Here is a 24,836-nt window from a genome sequence, read left to right on the forward strand (position 1 = left end):
ATGGTGGAAAAAAGATCCAAACTAAAACAATTGATTGAAAAAATCTATTATGTTGGTAAATTATCTGTTTTGTTTTGGGTTAGTCTCTTTCGAAAGGGATTGGTCTATGCGTGGGTTGCTACCATTCAAAACTGTTTAGAATGCGCCCAAGAACGGTACATAGAAGACGAATCTATCTGGAAATGGTCAGGGAAAAAAAGAGAACAAACCCTTATTACCTATATGATTTCCTTTCTAATGACCCTGACATTTTTCGGAATTTTTGCATCGTGGATGTCCATGATGCGACAAGTAAGCGAGCTTGCGATTACGGCCTTTGTCTTCTCGAGCATCCTTTGGTGTATTCTCTTCTTATTTGCGACTGCTTTGGCCTTAGGCAAGGGAGGAAAAGAAGAGACTAACTTCTCGCTCTTTCGAAAAGATCCCTTGTTTGCTATTACCTTGTTTCTAGGCTTGTGTGCAGGCATTTGGTTTTCACTCACAAAAAATATTATTGGTTGGTTTTTATTTCCAGGTTTGTATTTTTACCTTGTCATCTTGGTGAAAAAGATGAAGGTGCAGTAAGATGATTTTTATTCAGGAAGAACAACAGGTTTTTCATCTTCAAAATAAGTATTTTAGCTATATCTTTCGTGTGATGGAAGAAACAGGGATTTTAGAACAACTCTATGTTGGAAGTCCCATTCCAGAATTGGAAGATTACGAACTCTTTATTGAGCGGGAGATTCGTCCGGGCAATAATTTAGTCGAAGGTAGTCTCTTGACCTCTCTTGAAACCATTAAGCAGGAAATGCCTGTTTTTGGAACAACTGATTTTCGCTATCCAGCGATCGATTTGGAAAGTGAAGCGGGTGACCATGTTTTCCAATTCACCTATCAAGGCTATAGCATAAGGGATGGAAAAGAAGTGTTAGAGGGGCTTCCAGGAAGCTTTGCAGATGCGCCGGATGCCCAGGTATTAACCATCCATCTCAAGGATCGTTATGAAGAACTTTATCTAGACCTTCGCTATACCGTCTTCCAAGATTTGGCTGTCTTGACGCGGCAACAACAAATCAGAAATCAGAGTGGACAAAACTTTAACCTTCATCAATTGGCCTCATTGAGCCTCGATCTTTCAAATGAAAACTATGAATGGCTTCATTTAGACGGAGCATGGGCAAAAGAAGCCCACTTGAAACGGGATAAGATTCACACAGGCGTTCAACAGATCTCAAGTACTCGAGGAGCAAGTAGTCACATGCACAATCCGTTTTTAGCGGTCTGTGAGCCGACGACAACAGAAACACGCGGTCAAGCTTTTGGTTTCTGTCTCCTGTATAGTGGGAATTTCCTTGCTCAAATCGAACGAGATAATTTTGATGTTTTACGGATTCAACTGGGGATCAATCCCTTCCAATTCAAATGGAAGTTGGAGGATGGTGAAAGCTTTGACAGCCCAGAAGCAGTGATGGTCTATCGTCAAGACGGACTAAATGCAATGAGTCAGACCTTCCATCAGTTCTTCCAGAAACACCTTGTTCGTAGTAGCTGGCGAGATACAAAACGCCCAGTTTTATTGAATAATTGGGAAGCAACTTATTTTGACTTTGATGAAGAAAAGTTGCTAGAAATTGCGAGGGAAGCAAAAAATTTAGGGGTGGAACTCTTAGTACTGGATGATGGCTGGTTCGGTGACCGAAATCGAGACGAAGGTTCATTGGGGAACTGGGTGGTCAACCGTAAAAAACTTCCTGGAGGGCTCGAGAAACTTTCGAAAACCCTGCATGATGAAGGACTCTTATTTGGACTGTGGTTTGAGCCAGAAATGGTTTCAAAAGATACTCCATTGTATCAAGAACACCCGGAATGGATCATTGGGCAAGGTCAGAAAAATATTTCGCATGGACGCAATCAGTATATCCTCGACTTTGGGAATCCTCAAGTAGTGGAAGAAATCTTTGGACAAATGGATCAGATTCTTTCTCAAGTGGAAATTGATTACATAAAGTTGGATATGAATCGCTATATTTCAGAAGCCTTCTCCAATCATTTACCAGCTGATCGACAAGGTGAGGTCTGTCACCGTTATATTTTAGGGGTCTATCGCTTGTATGAAAAGCTGATTCAAAAATACCCTCACATCTTAATTGAATCCTGTGCGGGGGGAGGGGCTCGTTTCGATGGAGGTATGTTGTATTATAGTCCACAAATTTGGGCTAGTGATGATACGGATGCTATCGAACGTATTCAAATCCAATCGGGTCTGTCGATGATTTATCCAATTGCCTCTATGGGATCACATGTTTCAGCTGTACCGAATCACCAAGTGGCTCGGATTACGAGTTTGGAGATGCGTAAGAATGTAGCACTGTTTGGTAGCTTTGGCTATGAATTGGACCCAACCAAGCTGGAACCTGAAGAAAAAGAACAAATCAAACTAGATATTAAAGAATACCAATCTTATCAAAACTTAATCTATACAGGAAACTTCTACCGTTTAGAAACAGGAGATTCTAATCGTAAGGCCTGGATGGTGGTTAGTCAAGACCAAAAAGAAGCCCTGGTTGCCCATTATCAAATTTTGGCAGAACCAAATCCCAATTACAAACGTTTGAAATTGCAAGGTTTGCTTGCGGATGGAAAATATCATGTCAGTGAGAAGAGAGTGGATCAAGTACGGACAGGCGCTGATTTAGAAGCGATTGGACTATTGTTGAACCAAAATTATATTGGACGTCAAAATGACTTCTGGTCGCGAGAAATGCCTGGTGATTTTCATTCACGTTTATTTTATCTAAAGATGATAGAATAAGGAAGATCTAGAATAATAAAGAGAGTTGAGTGAGACAATGGAAAAATATAAAGTCATTGCAAATGCAGTTCGAAAGAAAATTATTGAAGGGGAGTATTTGCCTGATCAAAAACTCCCTTCAGAAAAAGAAATGGGTGAGACCTTTCAAGCGAGTAAACTGACCATAAAAAAAGCAATTGATATCCTTGTCTCAGAAGGTTTAATTGTCAAACGTCGTGGATCGGGGACTTTTGTTAAATCACTCTCCATTGAAGAAATGGAACGCTTGATTGTAGATAACCAAATGCGTGGAACCTCTGCCTTTCATCCGGATAAGGAGGTTACCAGTAAAATTCTTCAATATGAAATTGTTCCGGCTACAGAAAAGGTGGCTAGTAAGTTGAATATTCCTATGGACACGCAAGTGTATGAAATTTATCGTGTCCGTTTGGTGAATAAGCAACCAACCGTTATTGAAAAAACCTTTATGCCAGTGTCTATTATTCCTGGATTGAGGAAAACAGATTTGGAAGGCTCCATTTATACGTATATCGAAGATAAATTAGGGTTGTACATTGAAAGTGGGCACCGAACGATTTCTGTACGAAAAGCAAATGACATTGAAGTAGAAGAATTGCAACTGGAGACAGGGGATCCTGTTGGAGTAGCAGAACAGATCGGCTTTTTAAGTAATGGTGCTCCGTTTGAGTATTCAATCAGTGTACACCGCTACGATCAGTTCTCTGTAGAAATGATGGTCAAGCATTAAGAGGAGTGAATCATGGGAATTTTAGCATTTGATATTGGAGGGACAGCTGTCAAATATGCTCTCTATGAGGAGCAGGGGTTAAAAGAAACTTCTTCTTTTCAAACTCCATCAAGCTGGGAAGAAATGAAGGCTAATCTCTATCGGGTCTTTGAAAGCTATGCTGCTAACTCAATTGAAGGAGTTGCATTTTCAAGTCCCGGAACAGTGGATGCTGTTCTTGGAGAAATCCGAGGGAAAAGCGCTGTTCCTTATCTTCATAATTTTCCTATTCTCAAGGAATTAGAGGACTTGTTTTCTCTTCCCGTATCGATTGAGAATGATGCCAACTGTGCAGCCCTAGCAGAAGTAGAATTTGGCGTGGCAAAAGAGAGTACCAATGCAGCCTTCTTCATCATTGGGTCTGGGATTGGTGGGGCTATCGTGATCAATCGTGAGCTCTATAAAGGAAGCTCCCTCTTCGCAGGGGAATTTGGTTATATGCTTCAAACCGCCAAGGATTCCTTGAGCATGCTAGCTAGCCCAGTGAATGTAGCTGGAACCTATTCAAAAGCAACAGGCCTTTCAACTTCTATATCAGGAAAAGAACTATTTGAAAGAGCGGAAAAAGGAGAAACGGGAGCGATCGAAGCGGTCTCCCACTTGTATGATGAGTTAGCTCGTGGTATCTACAACATTTTGTTTGTTCTCAATCCAGATGTGGTAGTCATTGGAGGAGGTATCTCTGTGAGGGCAGATCTTTTGGAGAAAGTGGATTCACGTGTGAAGGGACTATTAGAAGAAAATGGTATAACGGATCTCCCTTATGAGATCAAGATATGTCGGTTCCATAACGATGCTAATCTCTTAGGAGCTGTTGCGAATTTTAAAAAGAGGGCCTAAAATGAAGATCTTAGAAACAGATCGCCTCGTTTTTTTCGGTGATAGTATCACAGAATGGGGACGAGACCGGAGTCAAGCCTCTGATTTGGGAACAGGATTTGTCCACTATGTGGGAGAAGTATTGAAAAAGAAAGTTCCTCACTTGGCTATTTATAATCGGGGCATTGGTGGAGACCATCTTCAAGACTTGCTAAATCGATTGGAGGACTGTACTAGCCTTCAGCCCACCAAGGTGGTTTTGTTGATTGGCATCAATGATGTTTGGCATCAGGTAGGGCAGCCAGATTTTGGAAGTCGCGAAATCAATGCAGTATTCGAGTCGAACTACCGGATTTTGTTACAAAAATTGCAGGAGGCGGGTGTCGAAGACATTCTATTGTTGGAACCGTTTGTATTACCATTTCCAGAGGATCGGCTTACTTGGAGAGTTGATTTGGATCAAAAAAGGCAGGTTGTAAAAAAGATGGCCCAGGAATTTCAGCTTGAATGGGTGACATTGGATCATCTGCTAAATGAAGAGGCAAAATTTATTGGAGCCCAAGCGTTGACAGGAGAGGATGGCGTGCATCCAACACTCCTAGGAGCTCGCATCATCGCCAATCAAGTACTTTCCTATCTTGAGGTGATGGTATGATTAATCAAGAAATGGCCTATGAGCAATGGGGTTCTTATCGGAGTCCCCATCAAAAACCAGCAGACTTTGATGCATTTTGGCAAAAGGCCAAGCAAGAAGTTGAAAATCTTAGTTTAGCCTTTCAATTAACTCCCTATCCCTTGCCTTCTAAACTAGTGGAAGCCTTCGAATTGCGCTTTCAGGGAGTTGGAGAAGCTGAGATTTATTGTCAATATCTGCGTCCTAAAAATAGTGAGGATAAAAAACTTCCGGCTCTTCTTCAGTTTCATGGTTACCATGTGAGTAGTGGTGATTGGAGTGACAAGGTAGCATTAGCTGCTGAAGGAATCGCAGTAATTGCGTTAGATGTCAGAGGCCAAGGTGGAAAGTCAGAGGACCGCTTGGTTACAACTGGTGGGACTGTTAAAGGACATGTGATCCGTGGTGTAGAAGATGGAGCAAACAATCTGTATTATAAAAAGGTGTATCAGGATCTTTACCAGCTGACGCGCATCTTGCAGCAGATGGAGGAGATTGATCCTCAAGAGATGATGACCTATGGGGTTTCCCAAGGAGGAGCCCTAGCATTAGTGGCTGCTGCTTTAAGCCCGTCCATCAAGAAAGCCTTTGTTCAGTATCCGTTTTTAAGTGACTTTCGAGAAGCCTATCACTTGGACCAAGGGCAATCGGCCTATGAAGAATTAGCTTATTGGTTTCGATTCCGGGATCCATTGCACAAAAATGAGAAAAAATTTTTTGAAACATTAGACTATATTGATATAAAGAATTTTGCACCTTGGATTCAGGCCGACATCTTTTGGGGAATGGGATTGGAAGATCGCATTTGCCACCCAAAATTACAATTTGCAGTATGGAACGAGTTGCAAACACAGAAAGAATTAAGCTGTTACCCCGAGTATGGTCACGAATACCTACCAGGATTCAGCGATGAAATGAGAAAGAGAATCATAGAATAATAAGGAGATAATGGTGATGAAACAATTTCCAGAAAATTTTTGGTGGGGGGCTGCTACATCAGGACCTCAAAGTGAAGGACGATTTGATAAAAAACATAGCAATATGTTTGACCATTGGTATGACATTGAACCCGAAGCCTTTTATAACTACGTAGGACCGGATACAGCATCCAACTTTTATAATAGCTACGAAGATGACATTGCTAAAATGAAAGAAGTTGGTTTAAACAGTTTACGAACTTCGATTCAATGGACACGACTCATTGATGATTTGGAAACCAATACGGTTGATCCTAAAGGAGTGGACTATTACAATCGCGTGATCGATACCTTCCTTGCAAATGGAATCCGCCCAATCTTTAATCTCCATCATTTTGATTTACCAGTAGATCTCTACCATAAATATGGCGGTTGGGAATCTCGTCACGTTGTCGATCTTTTTGTTGGTTTTGCAGAACAATGCTTCAAGCATTTCGGAGATCGTGTTAAAGACTGGGTTGTCCACAATGAACCAATGGTGGTAGTGGACGGTGAATACCTTTATCAATTCCACTATCCAAAATTAGTGGACGGCAAAAAAGCTGTTCAAGTAGCCTATCACCTTAATTTGGCAACGGCTAAAACGATTGAACGCTACCGTGAAAAAGGATATGATAAAGATGGCGGTCGTATTGGAACAGTTTTAAACTTAACTCCAACTTATGCTGCTTCAGAGGAAAAAGAAGACCAAGATGCTGCTCACTTTGCTGAACTTTGGAACAATAAGATGTTTTTAGAGCCTGCTGTACACGGGCATTTCCCAGAAGAATTGGTTGCTGTTCTGAAGAAGGACGGGGTATTATGGCAAACAGAAGAAGGCGATGAAGAATTGTTCCGAAACAATACGGTCGATTTTCTGGGTGTGAATTTCTATCATCCAAATCGGGTTAAGAGACCAGATATTTCTCCTGATTCTGTTGGAGACTGGATGCCAGGCCGTTACTTTGATAACTATGATATGCCAGGCCGTCGCATGAATATCGACAAGGGCTGGGAAATCTATCCTAAAGCGATCTATGATATTGCTTTGAATGTTCGAGACAATTATATAAATATTCCATGGTTTGTTTCTGAAAATGGGATGGGAGTCTCACGTGAAGAACGATTTATGGATGAACATGGACAAATTCAGGATGACTACCGGATTAACTTTATCCAAGAACACTTAGAATGGTTACACAAGGGGATTGAAGAAGGTTCTAATTGCTTTGGCTATCACCTTTGGACGCCAATTGATTGCTGGTCTTGGACCAATGCCTACAGAAATCGCTATGGCTTGATTTCGAACAATATTCACACACAAGTGAAGACGATCAAGAAATCAGGTTACTGGCTCAAAGAAGTGATTGAAAAAAATGCGATAAATTAAAAAGAAATAAGAAAAAATAACTTATCTTGCAGATGCTGTTGAGCCTAGCAAGGGCGTTGTTTTCTCTTTTTTAAAAAAATGAGGAAAATCAAATGAAACAAGGGATGAAAAAGCAATTAGTATTAAGTGCAACAGTGGGAGGAATTTTTTTATTTGCTCCAGTTGTATTGGCAGCAGAAGAGCAGAATGCTCCTACCGTTGAGGAGGTTACTGGAAGCAATCAAGTGAGTTCAGAAACGTCTACATTATCAGAAGTAGCTACTTCGCAGGGAACACCAACTGTTACAGCTTCATCATCAGAAAATACAGCGACTGGTCAAACTAGTGAAACTAGGCTACTCGCAATGACAGATGATCAAGCTAGTCAAGAAACCAAAGAATTGTATGCCTACTTAAAAGACCTAAACAAGAAGAAGGATATTTTGTTTGGACAGCAACATGCGCTTGATGAGGGAGTAACTTTGACTTCAGAGGGATCCCGAGTTGGCTCTACGGACTCTGATGTAAAAAATGCTGTAGGAGACTACCCAGCTGTTTTTGGATGGGATACCTTGAGTCTTGACGGCTATGAAAAACCAGGTGTTTCTGGTGATCCTAAACAAAGTATCGCAAATTTGACTCATTCAATGAAGACAGCTCATCAATTGGGTGGGATTATCACCATGAGTACCCATCCTCATAACTTTGTGACAGGAGGAGATTTTAACGATACTTCAGGAAATGTGGTCCAAGAGATTTTACCAGGAGGATCGAAAAACAATCAATTTAATCAATGGTTAGACCGCATTGCAGAGTTAGCTCACAATCTTAAAACAGACGAAGGTAAAACGATTCCAGTTATTTTTAGACCATTTCATGAACAGACCGGAAGTTGGTTCTGGTGGGGGGAAAGTACGACCAATCCAGAACAATATAAAGCCTTGTATCGCTATACAGTTGAATACCTACGAGATCAAAAAGGGGTTCACAACTTCTTATATGCCTACTCACCAGGAGCTGGAAATGACCGTTATTTTAAGACTTATCCAGGTGATGCCTATGTTGATGTGTTAGGAATCGATAGTTACGATGATAAAAACCAACCTGGTTCAGACAGTTATATCCAAGCTTTAAAAAAGGATACAACCATGTTGGTAAAAGAAGCGGAGGCACGAAATAAAATAGCAGCTCTGACAGAGTTTGGTTATAGCGCACAAGGATTGAAGAATACTGGTAATACCTTAGATTGGTATACTCGGATTTTCAATGCTTTACAAAAGGATCCAGCAGCTTCAAAGATTGCCTATATGATGACCTGGGCGAATTTTGGCATGGGAAATAATCTCTATACCCCTTATCGAGATGTCAATGGAAATCTTGGGGGAGACCATGAGTTATTGGCTGATTTCCAAAAATTCTATCAAGATCCTCATTCTGTCTTTTTAAAAGAAGTGGGAACGATCTATGGTACTGGAAAACAATTGGTCACAGTACCACATGACTCTACACGCTATGTGATACAACCGGGTAGTGATAGTATTATCAAGGATCAAATCTTGTCTATTGTTGCTAAAGCTAAGGCAGAAGATACAAAGGTTACTGCTCGCTTCAATGACCAAGCTCCTCTATCCTTATCTTTAGTCAATGGTTTTTATACTGGAACCATCACACTACCGGAAAATGCGAAAAAAGAAGTTGCTCATCTGGTATTGGATTATTACCAAGGAGACAGGATTGTTGAGAGTCAGAATTATCGCTTGTTTGTCAAACGGAATAGTCAAGCTCAAGATCCACTAGTAGTGGATGATTTTGAAGATTATTTAGGGGAGCGGGATCTTTTGGAGCGAGCTTACGCATCGAATGGAGATCCAATTATGATGTCTCTAGAAAAAAGGCAGGATCAGGATGGCTATCGTCTCGTCTACGATTATCAGTTGGATCAAAATGGCTACGCTGGTCGTCAGTTATCCTTTGATAAAAATTGGTCAGAAGCTAACGCGATTCAGTTTGAACTGGATGCAACTCAACAAGGGAATCGTCATTTGACAGTTCAGATTCAAATTGGTGGCGTAAGTTTTGAAAAAGACATTGACCTCTCTAATGGAGTTCATGGGCTTGTGACCATCCCTTTGTCAGAGTTTAAGCCAGCTCACTGGGAAAGTCATCAATCTGCTCAAATCACCAAGGAACGATTGAAAAAAGTAACGCAATTTGCTCTTTATTTAGGTGGAGATAAAGGAAAAGGGCAATTGAAGATAGATACAATCAAAGCAATCACGGATCCAACTCTTGCCACATTGCCTGAAAAAGAAGCAGACAAAACATATGAAGCTAAACTTTATCCATTTGATAAAGAAAGTGCAGATTGGCAAGGAGAAGGACGAACAGTATCGGGTGGAACCATGCGAGTTTCCTTGCCACTTAAGAAAGATGATAAGGTAGAAGTTAAGACGAGCCAAATTTCAGATCTTTCCTCCTATGATTGGTATGTAGTGCGAGTCAAGTCGAGTCAACCTCTTTCGGCTAAGCTTTTTATCAAAGTTGGGGATAGTTGGCAGTGGGTTGACAGTGGTTCTCAAGAGCTGTCGGAAGATTACAAAGAACTTCGTTTTGATTTATCTGCTGTTGAACATCGGGATGCAACGCGAGAAGTCGGAATTGAGTTTTATAAATCCACTGATGAAGCGGGAGATAGTGAGGTTACAATCGATTCTATTGCTTTTGTAAAGAGCCTGGATGAATTGGTGGCCATGAAGCCTAAAGAACTGCCAGAAGCACAGCCATCGCCTCTTCCAGAAAAAGAAGAGCATACGGAGCCTAACAACCCTGAAGAAGATCATCCACAACCACAAGCGAAGCCAACTGATGAGGAGGGACAATTTGCTTTTAAAGGAGCAATTCAAAGTCCGATCTCTTCTAAAAAAGAGGAGACAAATGGCCGAAGCAAAGTCTCTAAAGAAGCAGTGGCAGATGATAATAGTACTGTTTCTAAAGTGATGGTAGCAGAAGGATCCAAGTTTGATTCACAAAAACAAGGTCATTCGAAATTGTTACCAAATACAGGTTCTAATCCTTCTATCTTGGCAATTCTTTCTGGAATGGTCTTCACAATGCTAGCTGGGTTCATTAAAGTGTTCTATAAAAACGATAAATTCTAGTTTCTAGCTGATTTGATGGAGAGGTAAAACCACTACATAGAGGGGAATTTTACTATACTTTCGATTTAGGGTATACTAGTGTAAAGATCTTATTCCATGGAGGTAGTAAAATGAATCTTAAGTGGAAGAAAAAATACCTGGGGCCGATTTTGGGGCTTGTCGGAGCAGTTGTTCTGATCGGAGGAGTTTATCTCTACTCTAGCTCCAACATCCAACCAGACCATCAAAAGGAATTTAACCAGACTAGCAAGAAGGTCACTAAGCCAAAGGAAAAAGCCATTGACTTGAGTGGTGACTATGTCTCTAATGAACGGGATGAAGCCAAAATCGAGAAAAAGGGCAAGGCCTGGAAGATCGATTACCAAACGGCTGATGGCAAGGTATCTGCTGAATTTAGTACGGATTGGAAGGTCGAAGGGTCTAATAAAGTTTCGACAGGCAAGATGAAAAAGTCCGATGGCAATACAGACTTTACAGTCACTGTTCGTGTCTTCAAATACAAGACAGACAAGAAGCCTTTGATCACGGTCACCATGTCTGACAAAAATCCCGACCACGAGATGGTCTTTGCCAATCGGGAGGATTTTTTCAAATCGACAGATCCAAATGATGTCGTCCTTGATGGCAATCTCTCACCGTTTGAAGGTGCTTATTCCAATGATACTTATGAAAAGGAAATCGCAGCTTCCGGTTTTAAACTTTATGGCTATACTCCAGAAGAATATTACCAAAACAAGACCAATGCCTTTCCAAGTATTGTAAATGGGGAGACTGGCTGGACTTTCTGGAGTGGAGGCACTCGGGCAAGTTACTTGTTCAATAAAGAAAAAGAGCCCAAGAAGCGAAAAGGCTATTATGAAGTTTATTTCACAGGGGCAAATGCGACTGCGATCCAAGGGCAGGAGCAAACCTTGTACTTGATCCCAGCGGGTGTGACAGGTCCTGACGGAGTAGCTTCCCAAGAACGTCGGATTCTCTTTGGTGACGTGGCCTACCGTGATTACCATCTAGAGTGGTGGAAAGCCTACCCACAACCGAAAAAAGAGAAAGACTTGGATATTGCGGCCATTAACGGAGGAGACTTCTCAAGCTTAGCTGGAACCTGGCGCAATGGCAAGGGAGCTGAAATCGTCATCCAAGCAGACGGAAAAGTCAAGGGCCAAGGTAGCCTCAAGGCTGTTGCAGACTCGGATAAGAAGAGCAAGATCCCTTATGTTGAGATGAAGATGGGTGAAACTGGTGCAGCGATTGGACTTCTGAAAATCGGTTTCCAAAATCCAGATGGAGACCAGTCTGATACCAGCAAGCCACGTCTAGTGGTCACTCAATCTGCAGGAAACTATCCAGCTGATCAATATTTCTACCGTCAATAAAAAGTTTGAGACAAAGATGTCTCAAACTTTTTTACTGTCTAAAAGGCAGCTATCTATTTGCAGAATGCTAGTTCCTAACATTAAATGGAAAAAAATGTAAAAAAGACTTGACAAAGCAAATGATTAGCAGTATTATTAACTAGTTAATTAACCGATTAATAAACTAGTTAATAAAAATGAAAAAGAGGTGAAGGATGAATAGGAGAAGAATGAAGGTTCTGGGACTCTTGTTTCTCGGTTTCTTTCTGCTGACAGCTTGTGGAAGTCAAGGAAATGCGGGCAAGCCCCCTTCTAAAAAAGGTCTTAAAATTGTCACGAGTTTTTATCCTATCTATGCCCTGGTCAAGGAAATCTCTGGCGATCAAAATGACATCTGGATGGTTCAGTCAGGTGCAGGGATCCATGATTATGAACCCTCCACCAAGGAAGTGGCCCAGATCTATGATGCGGATGTATTTGTCTATCATTCTCAGACCCTGGAATCTTGGGCCGGTCGCTTAGATCCCAATCTTCAAGGTTCCAAGTTGCGAGTGATCGAAGGTAGCCAAGGAATGACCCTTGATAAGGTGGCTGGATTAGAGGATGTTGAGGCTGGTCAGGGAAAAGAGGCCAAGCACTTGTATGATCCGCATACTTGGTTGGATCCTGTAAAAATTGCAGAGGAAGGAAAGATTATCGCCCAGCGCTTGGGAGAGATCGATCCAAAGAACAAGGAGCGCTATCAGGCCAATGCTCAAAAGCTTGAAAAGCGCTGTGAGGAATTGGTAGCCCACTACCAGCCTCTCTTTGACAAGGCCAAGCAAAAGACTTTTGTGACCCAGCATACGGCCTTTTCTTATCTGGCAAAACGCTTTGGTCTCAAGCAGTTAGGGATTGCAGGGATATCCCCAGAGCAAGAACCGACCGCTCGGCAATTGGCCGAGATCCAGCAGTTTGTCAAAGATTACAAGGTGAAAACGATTTTTGTGGAAAAGCACACGTCATCAAAAGTGGCAGATAGTATTGCCAAGGCAACAGGGGCGCGTGTCAAGGTCTTGGATCCACTGGAAGCCGATCCACAAAACGATAAGGATCTATTAGAAAATTTAGAAGAAAATATGGCGACTTTAGCCAAGGAATTAGAGGAGTAAATCAAGAATGAAGAAAAAGGGAACGATTGGAATTGTAGCGACCTTGGGGCTAGGACTCTGTACCTACGCGCTCAGTCAGCAACCACAAGTCAAGGAAGAGAAAAAGAATCAGATTCAGTACCTGCAGGCAGAAAAGAAATCGTCAGCGACTGCCTCAAGTAAAAAGGAAGACAGCATCGAAGCGGTCAATGCCAAGGAAAAGACCCAGGCAGAGCAGATTGTCATCAAGATTACAGATGAAGGCTTTGTCACTTCTCATGGGGATCATTTTCATTACTACAGCGGCAAGGTTCCATTTGATGCCATCTTTAGTGAAGAGTTGATTTTGCGGGATCCAACTTATCAGCTGAAAGAAGCAGATATCGTGAGCAAGGTCAAGGATGGCTATATCATCAAACGCGCTGGGAAATACTATCTCTACTTAAAGGATGCCCAACATACGGTTAATGTGCGCTCGATCGAGGAGATCGCCCAACAACAAAAGGGAGGCACCAAAGAAGAAGGAGAGACGGGATCGGTGCAAGCGAGCTCCTCGCATAAGGCAGGCAAGACCCGTGACTTCCGTCAACCTAGTCAAGCGCTGAAAGAAGGTAAGACTCTTGAGATGCTGACGGCTAAGAACCATACAGGTGGTGGCTACCGTACGGACGATGGTTATGTCTTTAGCCCTGGAGATGTCATTTCAGATACAGGGGACGGCTTTATTGTGCCCCATGGCGGCCATTTCCATTTTATTCCAAAGAGTGCCTTATCTGCTGGAGAGTTAGCAGCAGCTCTCTCTGTCTTAGGTGGTCAAGCTGGCCATCAGGCAGGAAGTTCACACCTAGCTGGAGCAAGTACAGAGCAAGGAACTCCGGATCAAGCCTCTCCAAGCCTTGGGAAGCAAGCGAGCAACCAGCCGTCATCCAGTCCAACCAATACACCGACGACACCGACGACGTCTAAACCGGCTACCTCTAAACCGAGTCCAACCTTGACAAACTTGATCGAAGAATTGCAGAAAGCCCCATTGTCTTCTCGTCATGTGGAGTCTGACGGTTCTGTCTTTGATCCAAGTAAGATTACCAAGTGGACCGATCAAGGGATTGTCTACCCTCATGGGGATCATTTCCACTTTATCCCTTACAGCTCCCTATCTCCTTTAGAGCGTGAGTTGGCACGGCAATTCCAATTGCTTCGTGCTCAAGGAACTAGTAGTCCAACAGAAGTAAGTCCAAGCTTACCTTCAAATCCAAGCACAAGACCAGTTGAACATGAGCATGAACATGAGCATGGCGACAGTCACGAGCACGAAGAGGAGCACGATCACGGCTTCCACGCAGACAAGGTCATCAGCAAGGACGAGGAAGGCTATATGGTCGCTCATGGCAACCACGCCCATTATTTCTATAAAAAGGACCTCTCTCCTCAAGAGATTGCGGCAGCAGAGGCAACTCTAGCTGGCAAAAAAGAAGAGGACAAGGGGCAGCCCCTGACAGATGATGTTGCGACCTATTCTCGTGATGCATCAGATGAGGAAAAGATCCAGTACATCAGCAAGACCTACGGTGTCCCTCGTGAGGCCATTAAGATTTCCAATGGTTTCTTTGTCTTTAACAATCCAGACCAAGAATACGATCCGACCCACATCCATCCTTATGCTGTTCGTAAGGAACATGTCCGGATCCCACTTGAAACTGGCAATCCTGAACTAGACTTTATCAATGAACTCTATGCAACAGCGCTTCGTTCAGGGATTTCTCCTTATAGCCTTCAGATTGAAAATGGTCAGTTTGTCATCCCGCATGGCGATCACAACCACTACATCAAGGTGCGCTCAGCAGGTCTAGCAGACTACTTAGCCCACCGTCTTCCAACCATTCAATCTCCTTATAAAAAAGGAGACTTGGACAAAAAAGCAGTAGAGGACAAGGTCAACCAGCTCTTAGCAGAAAGTCGCAGTCTATATGCTTCTGATCCATTGCAGCAAAGACGGATTGAGCTGATCTTGGGCCACTTCTTGGAAAACGTCAAGAGTTTCCCAAGCAACTCGACGGAAGGCTACCTAGCCAGTCTCAAACAGGTTGATGAGCAGTACATTCATGCGACCCAAGCGGTCAAACCAAAAGAAGAGACAGCCTTGGATCGTCGTTACCAAGAATTGTTGGAACAAGTGCGCTTGCTAGATACAGAGGCCTTCCAATTGAAGAAGGAAGAGTTGGTCTCTCAACTGCAGGAAGCCTATGCTGCCAAGGACAGCAAGCGTCTAGAGCAGGAAGGAAAGCTATTAGAAGCTGTTCAAGAGATGCAAGATCGGACGGGTGTGACATCGGTCGACTATCTCAAGTATTTCTATCAAAGCTTGAGCGATGCGCGCTTGACACCAGAACTGCGCACCAAGGCGGCAGATCTAGCTTTGAAACTTTATCGGGCCCAAGCCTTTGAAGAAGCCTGGGATTCTAAGGCTCACTTTATGGAACTCTACCAAACCAAACAGGCGATTGACCAGCTTTTCTCTCAAGACAAAGGCCAAACCTATCCTGTTGAAAAAACAGTTTTGGATCAAAAAGGAAGTCAAGCACCCTCTTATAACTTAGCGGTCTACGATTTCCTCAAGGGCTTGTATGGAGAGTTGGACAAGGCGACAGAAGCCCGTCAACGAACTAGCATCCTGACAGCCCTCTCAGAGCAAATCCAGTCGCTCTTGCCACAAGTCGAAGACCAAGGCAAACGAACTGCTTTTGAAGCAGGCTTGGCTCAACTTGGAAAAGAATCTGATCCAGAAAAGGCTATTACAAGTGGGGAAGCACTTCTACGCGAAATCAGTGATAGCATTGAAAAGCAAAAACAAAAGCAAACCGAAGAGCCTCAAATTGGGGATGTCGCTCTTTATCAACAGCTCTATAACCAGTTGATGGCCTTGCACCAACAATTGCAGGACAAGGGAGCTAGTGATGCTGTATTTGATCGCTTAGAAGCTCTCTTTGACCAATTGGCTAATCCAAAGAGTGATAAAGCAGCCTTACTACAGGCCATCCAAGCCTTCCAGGCAGAATTAGCTGCAGCCCCATCTGCAAGCGAAGCGGGCAAACCAGCTTCCACAGCTGAAACGCCTGTCGCTACAGAGACTCCAGCAGCAACAGAAGCAGCAGCTTCAGAAGGAAGCAAGCCTGCCACCACTGAGACAGAAACAGAGCCTGCAAGCGCAGCTGTAACAGAAGCAAGCACGCCAGATACTCCATCTCCTCAGGACCAATAGAAAATAGAAAAGAGAGTGGGACAGAAATCGGTAATTCGTTAGAATTCGATTTCGTCGTCCCACCTCCGCACAGTTGAGTAGGGCTGTAAAAGCTGATGAAATCAGCGTAGTAGAGCCTACTCAACCACTGCGTCTTGCTTGACAATCCAAAAATAATTGAGAGGCTAGGACTTTTGTCCCAGCCTCTTTTTGCGTTTTAGTGAATAGAAGAAGTTGTCTCTTTTTTCAGTTGTTGAGTCTCATTCCTTGTGCTCAAGGAGCAGTGGCGAGACGGAATCGACTGCTTTTTTTCGCTTGAAAAATGCGGCCATTTGAACTAGGATGCGGGGCACCGTCTGCCATTTTTTCCAAGCTTGAAAGCGGGTGTCGATGAGCTGCTTGGCCAAGCGTTCTAGCATCTCCCGCTCGGTTGGATCCAAATCCTGGGCATTTTGGAGGATTTCTTTGGCCTTAGCTAGCTGTTTGAGATCGGTTAGATCATTGATGGAAGTGATGCCGGCATCCAGAAAAATACCAAAAAAGGTATCAAAGAACTTCTTGCGCTCGTCTGCCGATGTTTCGCGAACCCATTGTTTTAAGGTCAGATCGGTCTGCTGGCTATCTGGACTGGTTTCAGAAACGGTCACAAAGCTGTAGTCCTTGATTTCCCAAGTAAAGGCATCATGCTGGGTAAAGCCACCAAATGCGCGACTTTTGACAATGGTCGTCGGTTCTGGCACTTCCAACATCATGCCGACGATGGATCCTTGTGGGACAAAGCGAAGAATGTTTGGGGACGTCCGCTGGTAGCCTTCGGTCTCGATAATGGCTCTGTTGAGGCCAGGAGCATCGTAGCTGTAGATGGCATCGACCCGTTCAAACAGATGATTTGGAAGGTAAGTGCAGGCATAGGTTGCGAGATTGCCCCCTTTGGAGTGACCGGCTACTAAGAAGCGCCCTTTAGGAAATTCCTTCATGACGTTTTGCAGGTAGCTGGCTGCGCGCCTCTGAGCTGGGACATGGTCCATATAGGTCATGTGGAAGTCTTCCTTCCAGCCGATCAAGGTGTCATCAGTCCCTCTGAAAACGACCAAATACGCATCTAGACTAAGCCGATAGGTCATGGCCGCGAACTGTTTTTGCACATCGGGATCGTACTCATCGACATAGTTGAGGAGTTTGATGTTCTTATAGCGCTTTGAAGTAGCCAAGTCATCGACTAATTGCAGGTGCTGGTTACTCACGATGAAATCGGTTGTCCGATCGATCAGTTCCATCGCATCAGACAGGCGCACTTGGATCCCTGTTGTATCTCCTTGAGGCACAATGTGTCCAAAGGGCAGATAGGTCAGCTCTGTCAATGCGAGAACATCCAGTTCATTGAAAGGACGGTCATATATGGAATCATAAGTCACTTCTTTTAGGTAATCAAAAATAGTCGACATCTGTGCCTCCCGTGTCTTCTTTCTTTCAGTATAGCACAAAAATGGATGTAGAAAAAGGGACTCCCATCAAGAAAGTAGGGACCAGATCTTCTTTCCCTCTGAAACAGCCTTTTTCTCTGCTGTTTAATCTGTTATAATAGGAAGAAGAAAAAAAGAAGGAAAGAAAGCCATGCATAAAATTCTCTTAGTAGAAGACGATGAAATTATCCGCCAACAAGTCAAACAATTATTGGAACAATGGGGCTATGAAGTGGTCGCAGTAGAGGATTTTATGGATGTCCTCGGGATCTTTGTCGAAAGTGACCCCCACTTGATTCTCATGGATATTGGCCTGCCTCTCTACAATGGTTACCACTGGTGCCAGGAGATTCGCAAGGTTTCAAAGGTTCCGATCATGTTTCTTTCTTCACGGGATCAAGCTATGGATATTGTCATGGCCATCAATATGGGTGGAGACGACTTTGTCACCAAGCCTTTTGACCAAAATGTCCTCCTTGCCAAGGTCCAAGGGCTCTTGCGCCGTTCCTACGAATTTGGGACAGATCAAAATCTGCTGGAGCACCGGGGAGCCATCCTCAATCTCAAGTCCACGGACTTGGTGTATGAAGGGGAAGTCATCAAGCTGACCAAGAATGAATTTCAGATCCTGCGTGTCCTCTTTGAACATGCAGGCAGTATCGTGGCACGCGATGACATGATGAAGGAGCTCTGGAATAGTGACTTCTTTATTGATGACAATACCTTGTCTGTCAATGTGGCCCGCCTTCGTAAGAAATTAGAAGAGGCTGGCTTGTCAAACTTCATCGAAACCAAGAAAGGCATCGGTTACGGGTTGACCCATGAATAAATTTGGAACGATCTTCTGGCAGTATGTGGTATCCCGCAGGCGCCTACTCTATCTATTGGTCATCTTTTTGATCGTCGATTTGGTCTTTGCCTATCTCTTTCCAGAGACAGGGACGGTTTTCCTCTATGCGACCTTGGTGCTAGGCTTTTTTGCCCTCTGTGTCTTGATCTGGGATTTCGTTATGACCTTTCAAGACTACCGCAAAGCCTTGCTGTATGAGGAAATAGAAGTTGCCTCACCTCTGGAACATTTTCTTTTTGAAAAATACACGGAGGAACAGCAGGCTCGTCTGGAGGAAGGGAAGACAGCCCAGGCCAAGTTCAATGACCTGATGGATTACTATACCCTCTGGGTTCACCAGATCAAGACGCCCATTGCGGCTAGTCAGCTCTTGGTCCAAGATGTCGAGACGCCCATTGTCAAGCAGCAGATGGAGCAGGAGCTCTTTAAGATTGACTCCTATGCCAATCTGGTTCTGCAGTACCTGCGACTGGAGAGTTTTCATGATGATCTGGTCTTAAAGCGCGTGTCGCTAGAGGACTTGGTCAAAGAAGTGGTCCGCAAATATGCCCTCTTTTTTATCCAAAAGAACTTGACAGTGAACCTGCATGATTTGGATGTCGCCGTCATTACTGATCGCAAGTGGCTTTTGGTCATCATCGAGCAGCTCTTGTCCAATAGCCTCAAGTATACCAGTACAGGTGGAATTGAGGTCTATTTCAAAGACCAGACCCTCTATATAAAAGACAGCGGGATTGGGATCAAAAATAGCGACGTCCTCCGTGTCTTTGAGCGGGGCTTCTCCGGTTACAATGGCCACATGACCCAGCAGTCGTCAGGTCTCGGGCTCTATCTTTCTAAGAAAATTGCAGAGCAATTGGGCCACAAGATTAGCCTCCACTCAGAGGTTGGCCAAGGCACAACCGTCGCTATTCGCTTTGAAGAGAAGAAGCTGGTCATGGATTAGTTTTTCTCCATCTTACAAAAATGTAAGAAATAAACGGTAAAATGAAAGGTTAGGTTATGGTAGCCGCCTTTTATTTTTTATACAATAGTCTCATCAAATGAAGGAGGTCAAGAAAATGAAACTCTTGAAATGGATGAAACAACTCAAAAAGACTGAGAAACCAAGTAACCAAACCGATCTGGAAAAGGTAGAATTTGGTCGCCAAGTATTACACCAAACTCAAGAATTTTTCTTGATCTACTAGTAAAAGGAGAAAATCATGTCATTACTAGATGTTCAACATATCAAAAAGATCTACAAAACCCGCTTTCAAGGAACGCAGGTTGAAGCCTTAAAGGATATTCATTTTACCGTTGAGAAGGGCGAATACGTCGCCATCATGGGGGAATCAGGATCCGGGAAATCGACCCTCCTCAATATCCTAGCCATGCTGGATCAGCCGACCGAAGGGCGGGTCTACCTCAATGGCACCGATACCTCCACCATCAAGAACAAGGATGCTTCGAGCTTCCGTCGGGAAAAACTAGGTTTTGTCTTTCAAGATTTCAACCTACTTGATACCTTGTCTGTCAAGGACAATATTCTTCTCCCTCTAGTCCTCTCTCGCAGACCGTTCAAGGAAATGATGAGCAAGGTGGATAGCGTGAGTCGGGAGTTGGGCATCCACCAACTGCTTGAAAAATACCCTTACGAAATCTCTGGTGGGCAAAAACAACGGGTAGCCGTAGCACGGGCTATCATCACCTCGCCAGAAATTCTCCTTGCTGATGAGCCAACAGGGGCGCTGGATTCTAAGTCTTCAGCTGCTTTGCTGGACGTCTTTGAGGATATCAACACTATGGGCCAAACCATTCTTATGGTGACCCACTCAACCGCAGCGGCAGCACGTGCCAAGCGCGTGCTCTTTATCAAGGATGGGATCCTTTACAACCAGATTTTCCGTGGGGAAAAGACGGAGCGTCAGATGTTTCAAGAAATCTCAGATACTCTGACAGTCATGGCAAGTGAGGTGGAGTAGATGTTTCGATTAACCACTAAACTAGCTTGCTCCAATCTGATCAAGAACCGCAAGCTCTATTATCCCTTTGCGATTGCGGTCATTCTCGCAGTGACCATCGCTTACCTCTTTGACTCCCTGACCTTTAATCCCCGCATTTCCGAGCTTCGAGGGGGCTCTTCTATAGTGTTCACTCTCAGCTTGGGATTCTTCGTGGTCAATGCGGCGGGAGCTATCATCGTGCTCTATGCCAATAGCTTCGTCATGAAAAATCGCTCCAAGGAGCTGGGAATCTACAGCATGCTGGGTCTTGAGAAACGCCATCTCATCAGCATGATCTTCAAGGAACTCTTGATGTTTGGCTTTCTAACCATCTCAGCCGGAGTCTTGATTGGAGCCCTCTTTGACAAGCTGATCTTTGCCTTTCTCTTGAAACTCATGAAGATGAAGGTCCAGCTAGTATCTACCTTCCAACCTGGGATTGTCATCTTGGTCTTTGTCACCTTTGGTCTCATCTTTGGACTTTTGATTCTTCTCAATGCTTGGCGCATTCTTCGTTTGAATGCCTTGCAGTTGACGCGTGAGAAATCTAGTGGCGAAAAGAAAGCCCGCTTTTTGTGGCCTCAAACCATCCTGGGCTTAGCAGCTCTTGCTTTTGGCTACTACCTAGCTGTGTCTGTCAAAGACCCCATTATTGCGCTTGTGACCTTCTTTCTAGCCGTTATCCTGGTCATGATCGGAACCTACCTGCTCTTTAATGCTGGGATCACCGTCTTCTTGCATCTGCTTAAGAAAAAGAAGAGCTACTATTACCAGCCCAACAATATGATCTCGGTCTCTAACCTCATCTATCGCATGAAGAAAAATGCAGTGGGGCTTGCGACCATTGCCATCCTCTCGACCATGGTGCTGGTAACCATCTCTGCAGCAACCAACATCTATGTCGGTAGCGAAATGGTCAAGAAAATCATGGCGCCTCATGATTTCTCTGTCCAAGGAAAAGGGGTTGAGCTGGAGCAGATCAATCAGAAATTTGATGAATTTGCCTCTGAGCACCATCTCGAGATCAAGAATCGGGACCTGATGATCTATGCCAACTTTGGGGTTAAATCACAAAAGGGCACAGACTTGACCGTCTATCCAGCTGATGAACGCAGCGTCACTCCTAAAACCGTCTTTATGGTCTTTGATGTAGCTAGTTATGAACACATGACAGGAGAAAAGATCAATCTGACAGGCAACCAAGTCATCCTCTTTGCCCATAACAAGGATCTTAAAGGGCAAAAGCAGTTCACTATCAACGGGCAAGACTTCCAAGTCAAAGAAGAGGTGAGCAAGGATTTTATCACCGATCATGTGCCCAATCAGTTTAACATGCTGACGGAGGATTTCAATTACTTGATCGTGCCAGACCTTTCAGCATTTGTCGCCCAGTTTCCAAATCTTGCCATTAATACCAATATCTACGGTGGCTTCAATGTCAATGTTGATGAAGACCAGCAGCTCAAGCTAGCAGCCAGCTATGACAAGATGATCGATGAATTGAGTAGCCAACAGGCCCAAGGAACATTTATCTATGGAGGTAACCGAGCCAATGATGTGGTAGAGTTGAATAGCCTCTTTGGTGGCATCTTCTTTATCGGGATTTTCTTGTCATTGATCTTTATGGTCGGAACCGTCATCGTCATTTACTACAAGCAAATCTCAGAAGGCTATGAAGACCGTGACCGCTTCGTCATCCTCCAACATGTAGGGCTCGATGAACACGAGGTCAAACGGACCATCAACCGTCAAGTGCGGACTGTCTTCTTCCTCCCTCTCATCTTTGCCTTTATCCACCTGGCCTTTGCCTATCATATGATCCGACTCATTCTCAAAGTCCTCGGTGTCATCAATAGTAGCCAAGTCCTCATCGTCACCCTTAGCGTCTGCGCCGTCTTTCTCATCACCTACCTGATCGTCTTTTGGATCACCTCTCGGAGCTATCGTAAGATTGTGCAGATATAAGGAAAAAGAAGCTCGAATCAAATTAGAAACTTTCCTTAGGTGAGTACGGACGTCAGCGAACTTCGAAGAAGTTCCATGACTAATTATTGAGCCTAAGGTCTCAATAATTCCGAGTGCCTGAAACATGATTATTTCAGGCACTTTTCTCACAGCGGAAAGTTTCAATATACTCTAAATAATAATGAGAAATCATTTGGATATTTTTGCACAATAGTCCAGATTAGGTTATTCAAAGTAAAAATTGTCAACTTTTTAAGCTCGCTCATGGCGGGCTTTTTTGCGAAAACCGACTGCGATTGTTTTTGTTTTTCAAAGGGATACACAAAAAAGACTGAACCCGTAGAGTTCAGTCTTTGTTCACTTTCTATTAAAGTGATGTAAGGAAAGTCAATCCCCCTAGGATGACACCTGCCGAATTCGGAATGATCAAAATCCAGTCTTTTTTAGGTTCCTTTGTCCAACCATAAATGACCCAGATCAAGCAAGAAATAGCAGCTGACAAGGGTTGGAAAGGTTGGGCCTTATTTCCCTGTAAATTAGCAATAATTTGTGGGATGTAGGCAATGAAAACGATAATCCCAATAAAGGCACCGATCGAGCCAACGATTTGGTTGATTTTTTGTTTATTCATAAAATTTTACCTCTGTGTATCAAAATAGCATAAGTAGGAAGAAAATGCAATTAATTTGCATGCTATTCAAGATGAAAATGATTACATTTGCAAAAAAATTAGACAAAGTGTCTAAAATAATTACTAGAGAGAAGACTCTCTCGAAGAGAAATCCATCTTCCTGCAAAATCACAAGATTGTGACACTTTACAGTTCGGTAACATTTGAAAAAAAGACTTGAATTTGTAAAGGACAAAAGGTAGAATAGTGCATACTTAAAAAAAGAAAAGGAAATGGTAGTTTCAAAATGAATGAAAAACAAATGAAAATTCTTGGTTGGGTTGCGACCTTTATGTCTGTTATGATGTATGTGTCTTACTTCCCACAAATCATGGACAACCTCGCTGGTCACAAAGGGAACTTTATTCAACCCCTTGTCGCAGCCATCAACTGTAGCCTTTGGGTTTATTACGGACTCTTCAAAAAAGAACGCGATATTCCACTTGCTGCAGCCAATGCACCAGGGATCATCTTTGGTTTGATCACAGCCATCACAGCCTTGTAATCAATAAAAGAGAGAGTGGGACAGAAATTGGTCATTCGTTAGAATTCGATTTCGTTGTCCCACCTCCGCACAGTTGAGTAGGGATGTAAAAGCTGATGAAATCAGCGTAGTAGAGCCCACTCAACCACTGCGTCTTGCTCGACAATCTAAAGAAATTGAGAGGCCAGGACTTTTGTCCCAGCCTCTTTTTTATAACTTCACTCATTTCCATGGTATAATGGGAGGACTATTGATAGAGAGAATCAAAAGGAGACACGAGTGGATCAAAAACATCACTGCCAAGTCCTATGGGCGAAAAATAAATACCTGGTGCTCAGTCATTCCAGTAATATCTACAAGGAAATCCGGGAATACCTCAAGCAAGACCAGGTGGAGGTCAGCCACGTCGAGGACCTGATCCAGCAAGCGCTGGCCTTGCCGGAAAATCGTGGCCAGGTCTCCAATGCCTTCCAGCATATCTGGGGCTATTTCAAAAAGCAGGCGACTCCTGAGGAAAAGGCGGATTTCATGCTGCTACTTGAGAAATACCAGCATAGCCAAGCTAGCCAAGAGGATCTCATCAAGGGGATCCAGACGCTCCTAGAGCGCTACCCAAATCGCTACTTACAAGACTCGACGCTACTAGGAGGTCAATAGATGAGACTCTGGCACCAAGACTTGATTCCCCAACTCCCTCGTCCCCAGCTCCTGGGCCAACACCGGGAATGCTGCGCCCTTCGAGGCAATGGCTGGGGCAAGAAGCACGCAACGGTCAACTATGTCTTTGACTACTCGCCCTATCGCCTCTATGCCTATCACCGCCTGATCATGGAGGAGATGACAGCTCGTGGCTAAAGGTCAGCCCAGAGTGGTGGGAGCCGACCTACCGAGGCAAAACCTGCCCAGCCTACTCAGAGCTGAAAGAGGAAGCCTTGAGCACCCCTATCTATCCCGAGCATCAGGACACTTACCTCCAAGAATGCTTGGATAACCTAGCAGAAAAAGGGATTCAATTAGACTAAGAAAAAACGAACCAAACCAGGTTCGTTTTTTTGCGCCAAATCCCAACAAAATGCTTTGAAAGCGTTAATTTCTTTCCCAAACATGCTATAATAATAGGAGATTATGTACAGGAAAAGGATA

At 43.7% G+C, this 24,836-nt stretch carries 20 protein-coding genes and 1 pseudogene; 19 read left to right on the forward strand and 2 right to left on the reverse strand.

Annotated features, from left to right (window positions below):
* From WKT08_RS04045 to WKT08_RS04095, 11 genes are all read left to right on the forward strand, one after another.
* The gene (locus WKT08_RS04045) at positions 1-564 is read left to right on the forward strand and encodes a hypothetical protein (protein ID WP_070659976.1); all 564 of its coding nucleotides are present in this window, start codon (positions 1-3) and stop codon (positions 562-564) included.
* 1 nt (position 565) lies between these two features.
* Complete coding sequence (locus WKT08_RS04050) at positions 566-2,794, forward strand: alpha-galactosidase (protein WP_070659980.1); 2,229 nt, start codon at positions 566-568, stop codon at positions 2,792-2,794.
* A gap of 37 nt (positions 2,795-2,831) precedes the next feature.
* Positions 2,832-3,542, forward strand: a complete 711-nt coding sequence (locus WKT08_RS04055) for a GntR family transcriptional regulator (RefSeq protein WP_195487015.1) — start codon at positions 2,832-2,834, stop codon at positions 3,540-3,542.
* A 12-nt stretch (positions 3,543-3,554) separates the two neighbouring features.
* Complete coding sequence (locus tag WKT08_RS04060; RefSeq protein WP_340280251.1) at positions 3,555-4,421, forward strand: ROK family protein; 867 nt, start codon at positions 3,555-3,557, stop codon at positions 4,419-4,421.
* 1 nt (position 4,422) lies between these two features.
* Entirely contained in the window at positions 4,423-5,055 is a 633-nt protein-coding gene (locus WKT08_RS04065; RefSeq protein ID WP_070659988.1) for an SGNH/GDSL hydrolase family protein, read from the forward strand.
* A complete protein-coding gene (locus WKT08_RS04070) occupies positions 5,055-6,011 on the forward strand; it encodes an acetylxylan esterase (RefSeq protein ID WP_411198126.1) in 957 nt (318 codons plus the stop codon). Before WKT08_RS04065 ends, WKT08_RS04070 begins: the two co-directional genes overlap by 1 nt.
* Before the next feature lie 16 nt (positions 6,012-6,027).
* Positions 6,028-7,419 (forward strand): glycoside hydrolase family 1 protein, encoded by a 1,392-nt coding sequence (locus WKT08_RS04075; RefSeq protein WP_340280255.1) that lies wholly within the window; start codon positions 6,028-6,030, stop codon positions 7,417-7,419.
* Positions 7,420-7,511: 92 nt separating this feature from the next.
* The gene (locus WKT08_RS04080) at positions 7,512-10,556 is read left to right on the forward strand and encodes a glycosyl hydrolase (protein WP_195412507.1); all 3,045 of its coding nucleotides are present in this window, start codon (positions 7,512-7,514) and stop codon (positions 10,554-10,556) included.
* Between the two features lie 110 nt (positions 10,557-10,666).
* The gene (locus tag WKT08_RS04085) at positions 10,667-11,929 is read left to right on the forward strand and encodes a DUF6287 domain-containing protein (protein ID WP_340280259.1); all 1,263 of its coding nucleotides are present in this window, start codon (positions 10,667-10,669) and stop codon (positions 11,927-11,929) included.
* A 194-nt stretch (positions 11,930-12,123) separates the two neighbouring features.
* Positions 12,124-13,059, forward strand: coding sequence for a metal ABC transporter solute-binding protein, Zn/Mn family (locus tag WKT08_RS04090; RefSeq protein WP_148130445.1), 936 nt, complete (start codon positions 12,124-12,126; stop codon positions 13,057-13,059).
* 7 nt (positions 13,060-13,066) lie between these two features.
* On the forward strand, positions 13,067-16,297 hold the full coding sequence (locus tag WKT08_RS04095; RefSeq protein WP_340280264.1) for a pneumococcal-type histidine triad protein: 3,231 nt from the start codon (positions 13,067-13,069) through the stop codon (positions 16,295-16,297).
* 239 nt (positions 16,298-16,536) lie between these two features.
* Here the strand turns inward: WKT08_RS04095 and WKT08_RS04100 are convergent, their stop codons facing one another.
* Complete coding sequence (locus tag WKT08_RS04100) at positions 16,537-17,721, reverse strand: DUF2974 domain-containing protein (protein ID WP_340280266.1); 1,185 nt, start codon at positions 17,719-17,721, stop codon at positions 16,537-16,539.
* 169 nt (positions 17,722-17,890) lie between these two features.
* Here WKT08_RS04100 and WKT08_RS04105 point away from each other — a divergent pair, with 169 nt between their 5' ends.
* The 5 genes from WKT08_RS04105 (at position 17,891) to WKT08_RS04125 (ending at position 22,539) form a co-directional block, all read left to right on the forward strand.
* Entirely contained in the window at positions 17,891-18,568 is a 678-nt protein-coding gene (locus WKT08_RS04105; protein ID WP_003006080.1) for a response regulator transcription factor, read from the forward strand.
* On the forward strand, positions 18,561-19,535 hold the full coding sequence (locus tag WKT08_RS04110) for a sensor histidine kinase (RefSeq protein WP_340280269.1): 975 nt from the start codon (positions 18,561-18,563) through the stop codon (positions 19,533-19,535). Before WKT08_RS04105 ends, WKT08_RS04110 begins: the two co-directional genes overlap by 8 nt.
* Positions 19,536-19,650: 115 nt before the next feature.
* Positions 19,651-19,779 carry a hypothetical protein gene (locus WKT08_RS04115; protein ID WP_023917509.1) on the forward strand — a complete coding sequence of 43 codons (129 nt, stop codon included), beginning with the start codon at positions 19,651-19,653 and terminating at the stop codon, positions 19,777-19,779.
* A gap of 15 nt (positions 19,780-19,794) precedes the next feature.
* Positions 19,795-20,553 carry an ABC transporter ATP-binding protein gene (locus WKT08_RS04120; RefSeq protein ID WP_340280272.1) on the forward strand — a complete coding sequence of 253 codons (759 nt, stop codon included), beginning with the start codon at positions 19,795-19,797 and terminating at the stop codon, positions 20,551-20,553.
* Positions 20,554-22,539 carry an FtsX-like permease family protein gene (locus WKT08_RS04125; RefSeq protein WP_340280274.1) on the forward strand — a complete coding sequence of 662 codons (1,986 nt, stop codon included), beginning with the start codon at positions 20,554-20,556 and terminating at the stop codon, positions 22,537-22,539.
* Between the two features lie 367 nt (positions 22,540-22,906).
* On the opposite strand, the gene WKT08_RS04130 is transcribed toward WKT08_RS04125, so the two are convergent.
* Positions 22,907-23,170, reverse strand: a complete 264-nt coding sequence (locus WKT08_RS04130) for a SemiSWEET family transporter (RefSeq protein ID WP_003012241.1) — start codon at positions 23,168-23,170, stop codon at positions 22,907-22,909.
* A gap of 286 nt (positions 23,171-23,456) precedes the next feature.
* On the opposite strand from WKT08_RS04130, the gene WKT08_RS04135 reads away from it, so the two are divergent.
* The 3 genes and pseudogenes from WKT08_RS04135 to WKT08_RS04145 all read left to right on the forward strand — a co-directional run bounded on the left by WKT08_RS04135 (position 23,457) and on the right by WKT08_RS04145 (position 24,715).
* Positions 23,457-23,714, forward strand: a complete 258-nt coding sequence (locus WKT08_RS04135; protein ID WP_003011864.1) for a SemiSWEET family transporter — start codon at positions 23,457-23,459, stop codon at positions 23,712-23,714.
* Positions 23,715-23,972: 258 nt separating this feature from the next.
* Positions 23,973-24,350 (forward strand): YbgA family protein, encoded by a 378-nt coding sequence (locus WKT08_RS04140; protein WP_024055771.1) that lies wholly within the window; start codon positions 23,973-23,975, stop codon positions 24,348-24,350.
* A pseudogene (locus WKT08_RS04145) lies at positions 24,351-24,715 on the forward strand (TIGR02328 family protein).
* The last annotated feature ends 121 nt before the right edge of the window (positions 24,716-24,836 follow it).

The sequence above is a fragment of the Streptococcus sp. HCA-5024 genome (assembly GCF_037890265.1).
GTDB lineage: Bacteria > Bacillota > Bacilli > Lactobacillales > Streptococcaceae > Streptococcus > Streptococcus lingualis.

Excerpts from the sequence above, each read along its gene's own strand:
- WKT08_RS04075 (WP_340280255.1), top strand. The coding sequence starts at position 6,028 with ATGAAACAATTTCCAGAAAATTTTTGGTGGGGGGCTGCTACATCAGGA.
- WKT08_RS04115 (WP_023917509.1), top strand. The coding sequence starts at position 19,651 with ATGAAACTCTTGAAATGGATGAAACAACTCAAAAAGACTGAGAAACCA.
- WKT08_RS04095 (WP_340280264.1), top strand. The coding sequence starts at position 13,067 with ATGAAGAAAAAGGGAACGATTGGAATTGTAGCGACCTTGGGGCTAGGA.
- WKT08_RS04045 (WP_070659976.1), top strand. The coding sequence starts at position 1 with ATGGTGGAAAAAAGATCCAAACTAAAACAATTGATTGAAAAAATCTAT.
- WKT08_RS04065 (WP_070659988.1), top strand. The coding sequence starts at position 4,423 with ATGAAGATCTTAGAAACAGATCGCCTCGTTTTTTTCGGTGATAGTATC.
- WKT08_RS04080 (WP_195412507.1), top strand. The coding sequence starts at position 7,512 with ATGAAACAAGGGATGAAAAAGCAATTAGTATTAAGTGCAACAGTGGGA.
- WKT08_RS04125 (WP_340280274.1), top strand. The coding sequence starts at position 20,554 with ATGTTTCGATTAACCACTAAACTAGCTTGCTCCAATCTGATCAAGAAC.
- WKT08_RS04050 (WP_070659980.1), top strand. The coding sequence starts at position 566 with ATGATTTTTATTCAGGAAGAACAACAGGTTTTTCATCTTCAAAATAAG.
- WKT08_RS04130 (WP_003012241.1), bottom strand. The coding sequence starts at position 23,170 with ATGAATAAACAAAAAATCAACCAAATCGTTGGCTCGATCGGTGCCTTT.
- WKT08_RS04060 (WP_340280251.1), top strand. The coding sequence starts at position 3,555 with ATGGGAATTTTAGCATTTGATATTGGAGGGACAGCTGTCAAATATGCT.
- WKT08_RS04120 (WP_340280272.1), top strand. The coding sequence starts at position 19,795 with ATGTCATTACTAGATGTTCAACATATCAAAAAGATCTACAAAACCCGC.
- WKT08_RS04135 (WP_003011864.1), top strand. The coding sequence starts at position 23,457 with ATGAATGAAAAACAAATGAAAATTCTTGGTTGGGTTGCGACCTTTATG.
- WKT08_RS04110 (WP_340280269.1), top strand. The coding sequence starts at position 18,561 with ATGAATAAATTTGGAACGATCTTCTGGCAGTATGTGGTATCCCGCAGG.
- WKT08_RS04100 (WP_340280266.1), bottom strand. The coding sequence starts at position 17,721 with ATGTCGACTATTTTTGATTACCTAAAAGAAGTGACTTATGATTCCATA.
- WKT08_RS04105 (WP_003006080.1), top strand. The coding sequence starts at position 17,891 with ATGCATAAAATTCTCTTAGTAGAAGACGATGAAATTATCCGCCAACAA.
- WKT08_RS04085 (WP_340280259.1), top strand. The coding sequence starts at position 10,667 with ATGAATCTTAAGTGGAAGAAAAAATACCTGGGGCCGATTTTGGGGCTT.
- WKT08_RS04055 (WP_195487015.1), top strand. The coding sequence starts at position 2,832 with ATGGAAAAATATAAAGTCATTGCAAATGCAGTTCGAAAGAAAATTATT.
- WKT08_RS04090 (WP_148130445.1), top strand. The coding sequence starts at position 12,124 with ATGAATAGGAGAAGAATGAAGGTTCTGGGACTCTTGTTTCTCGGTTTC.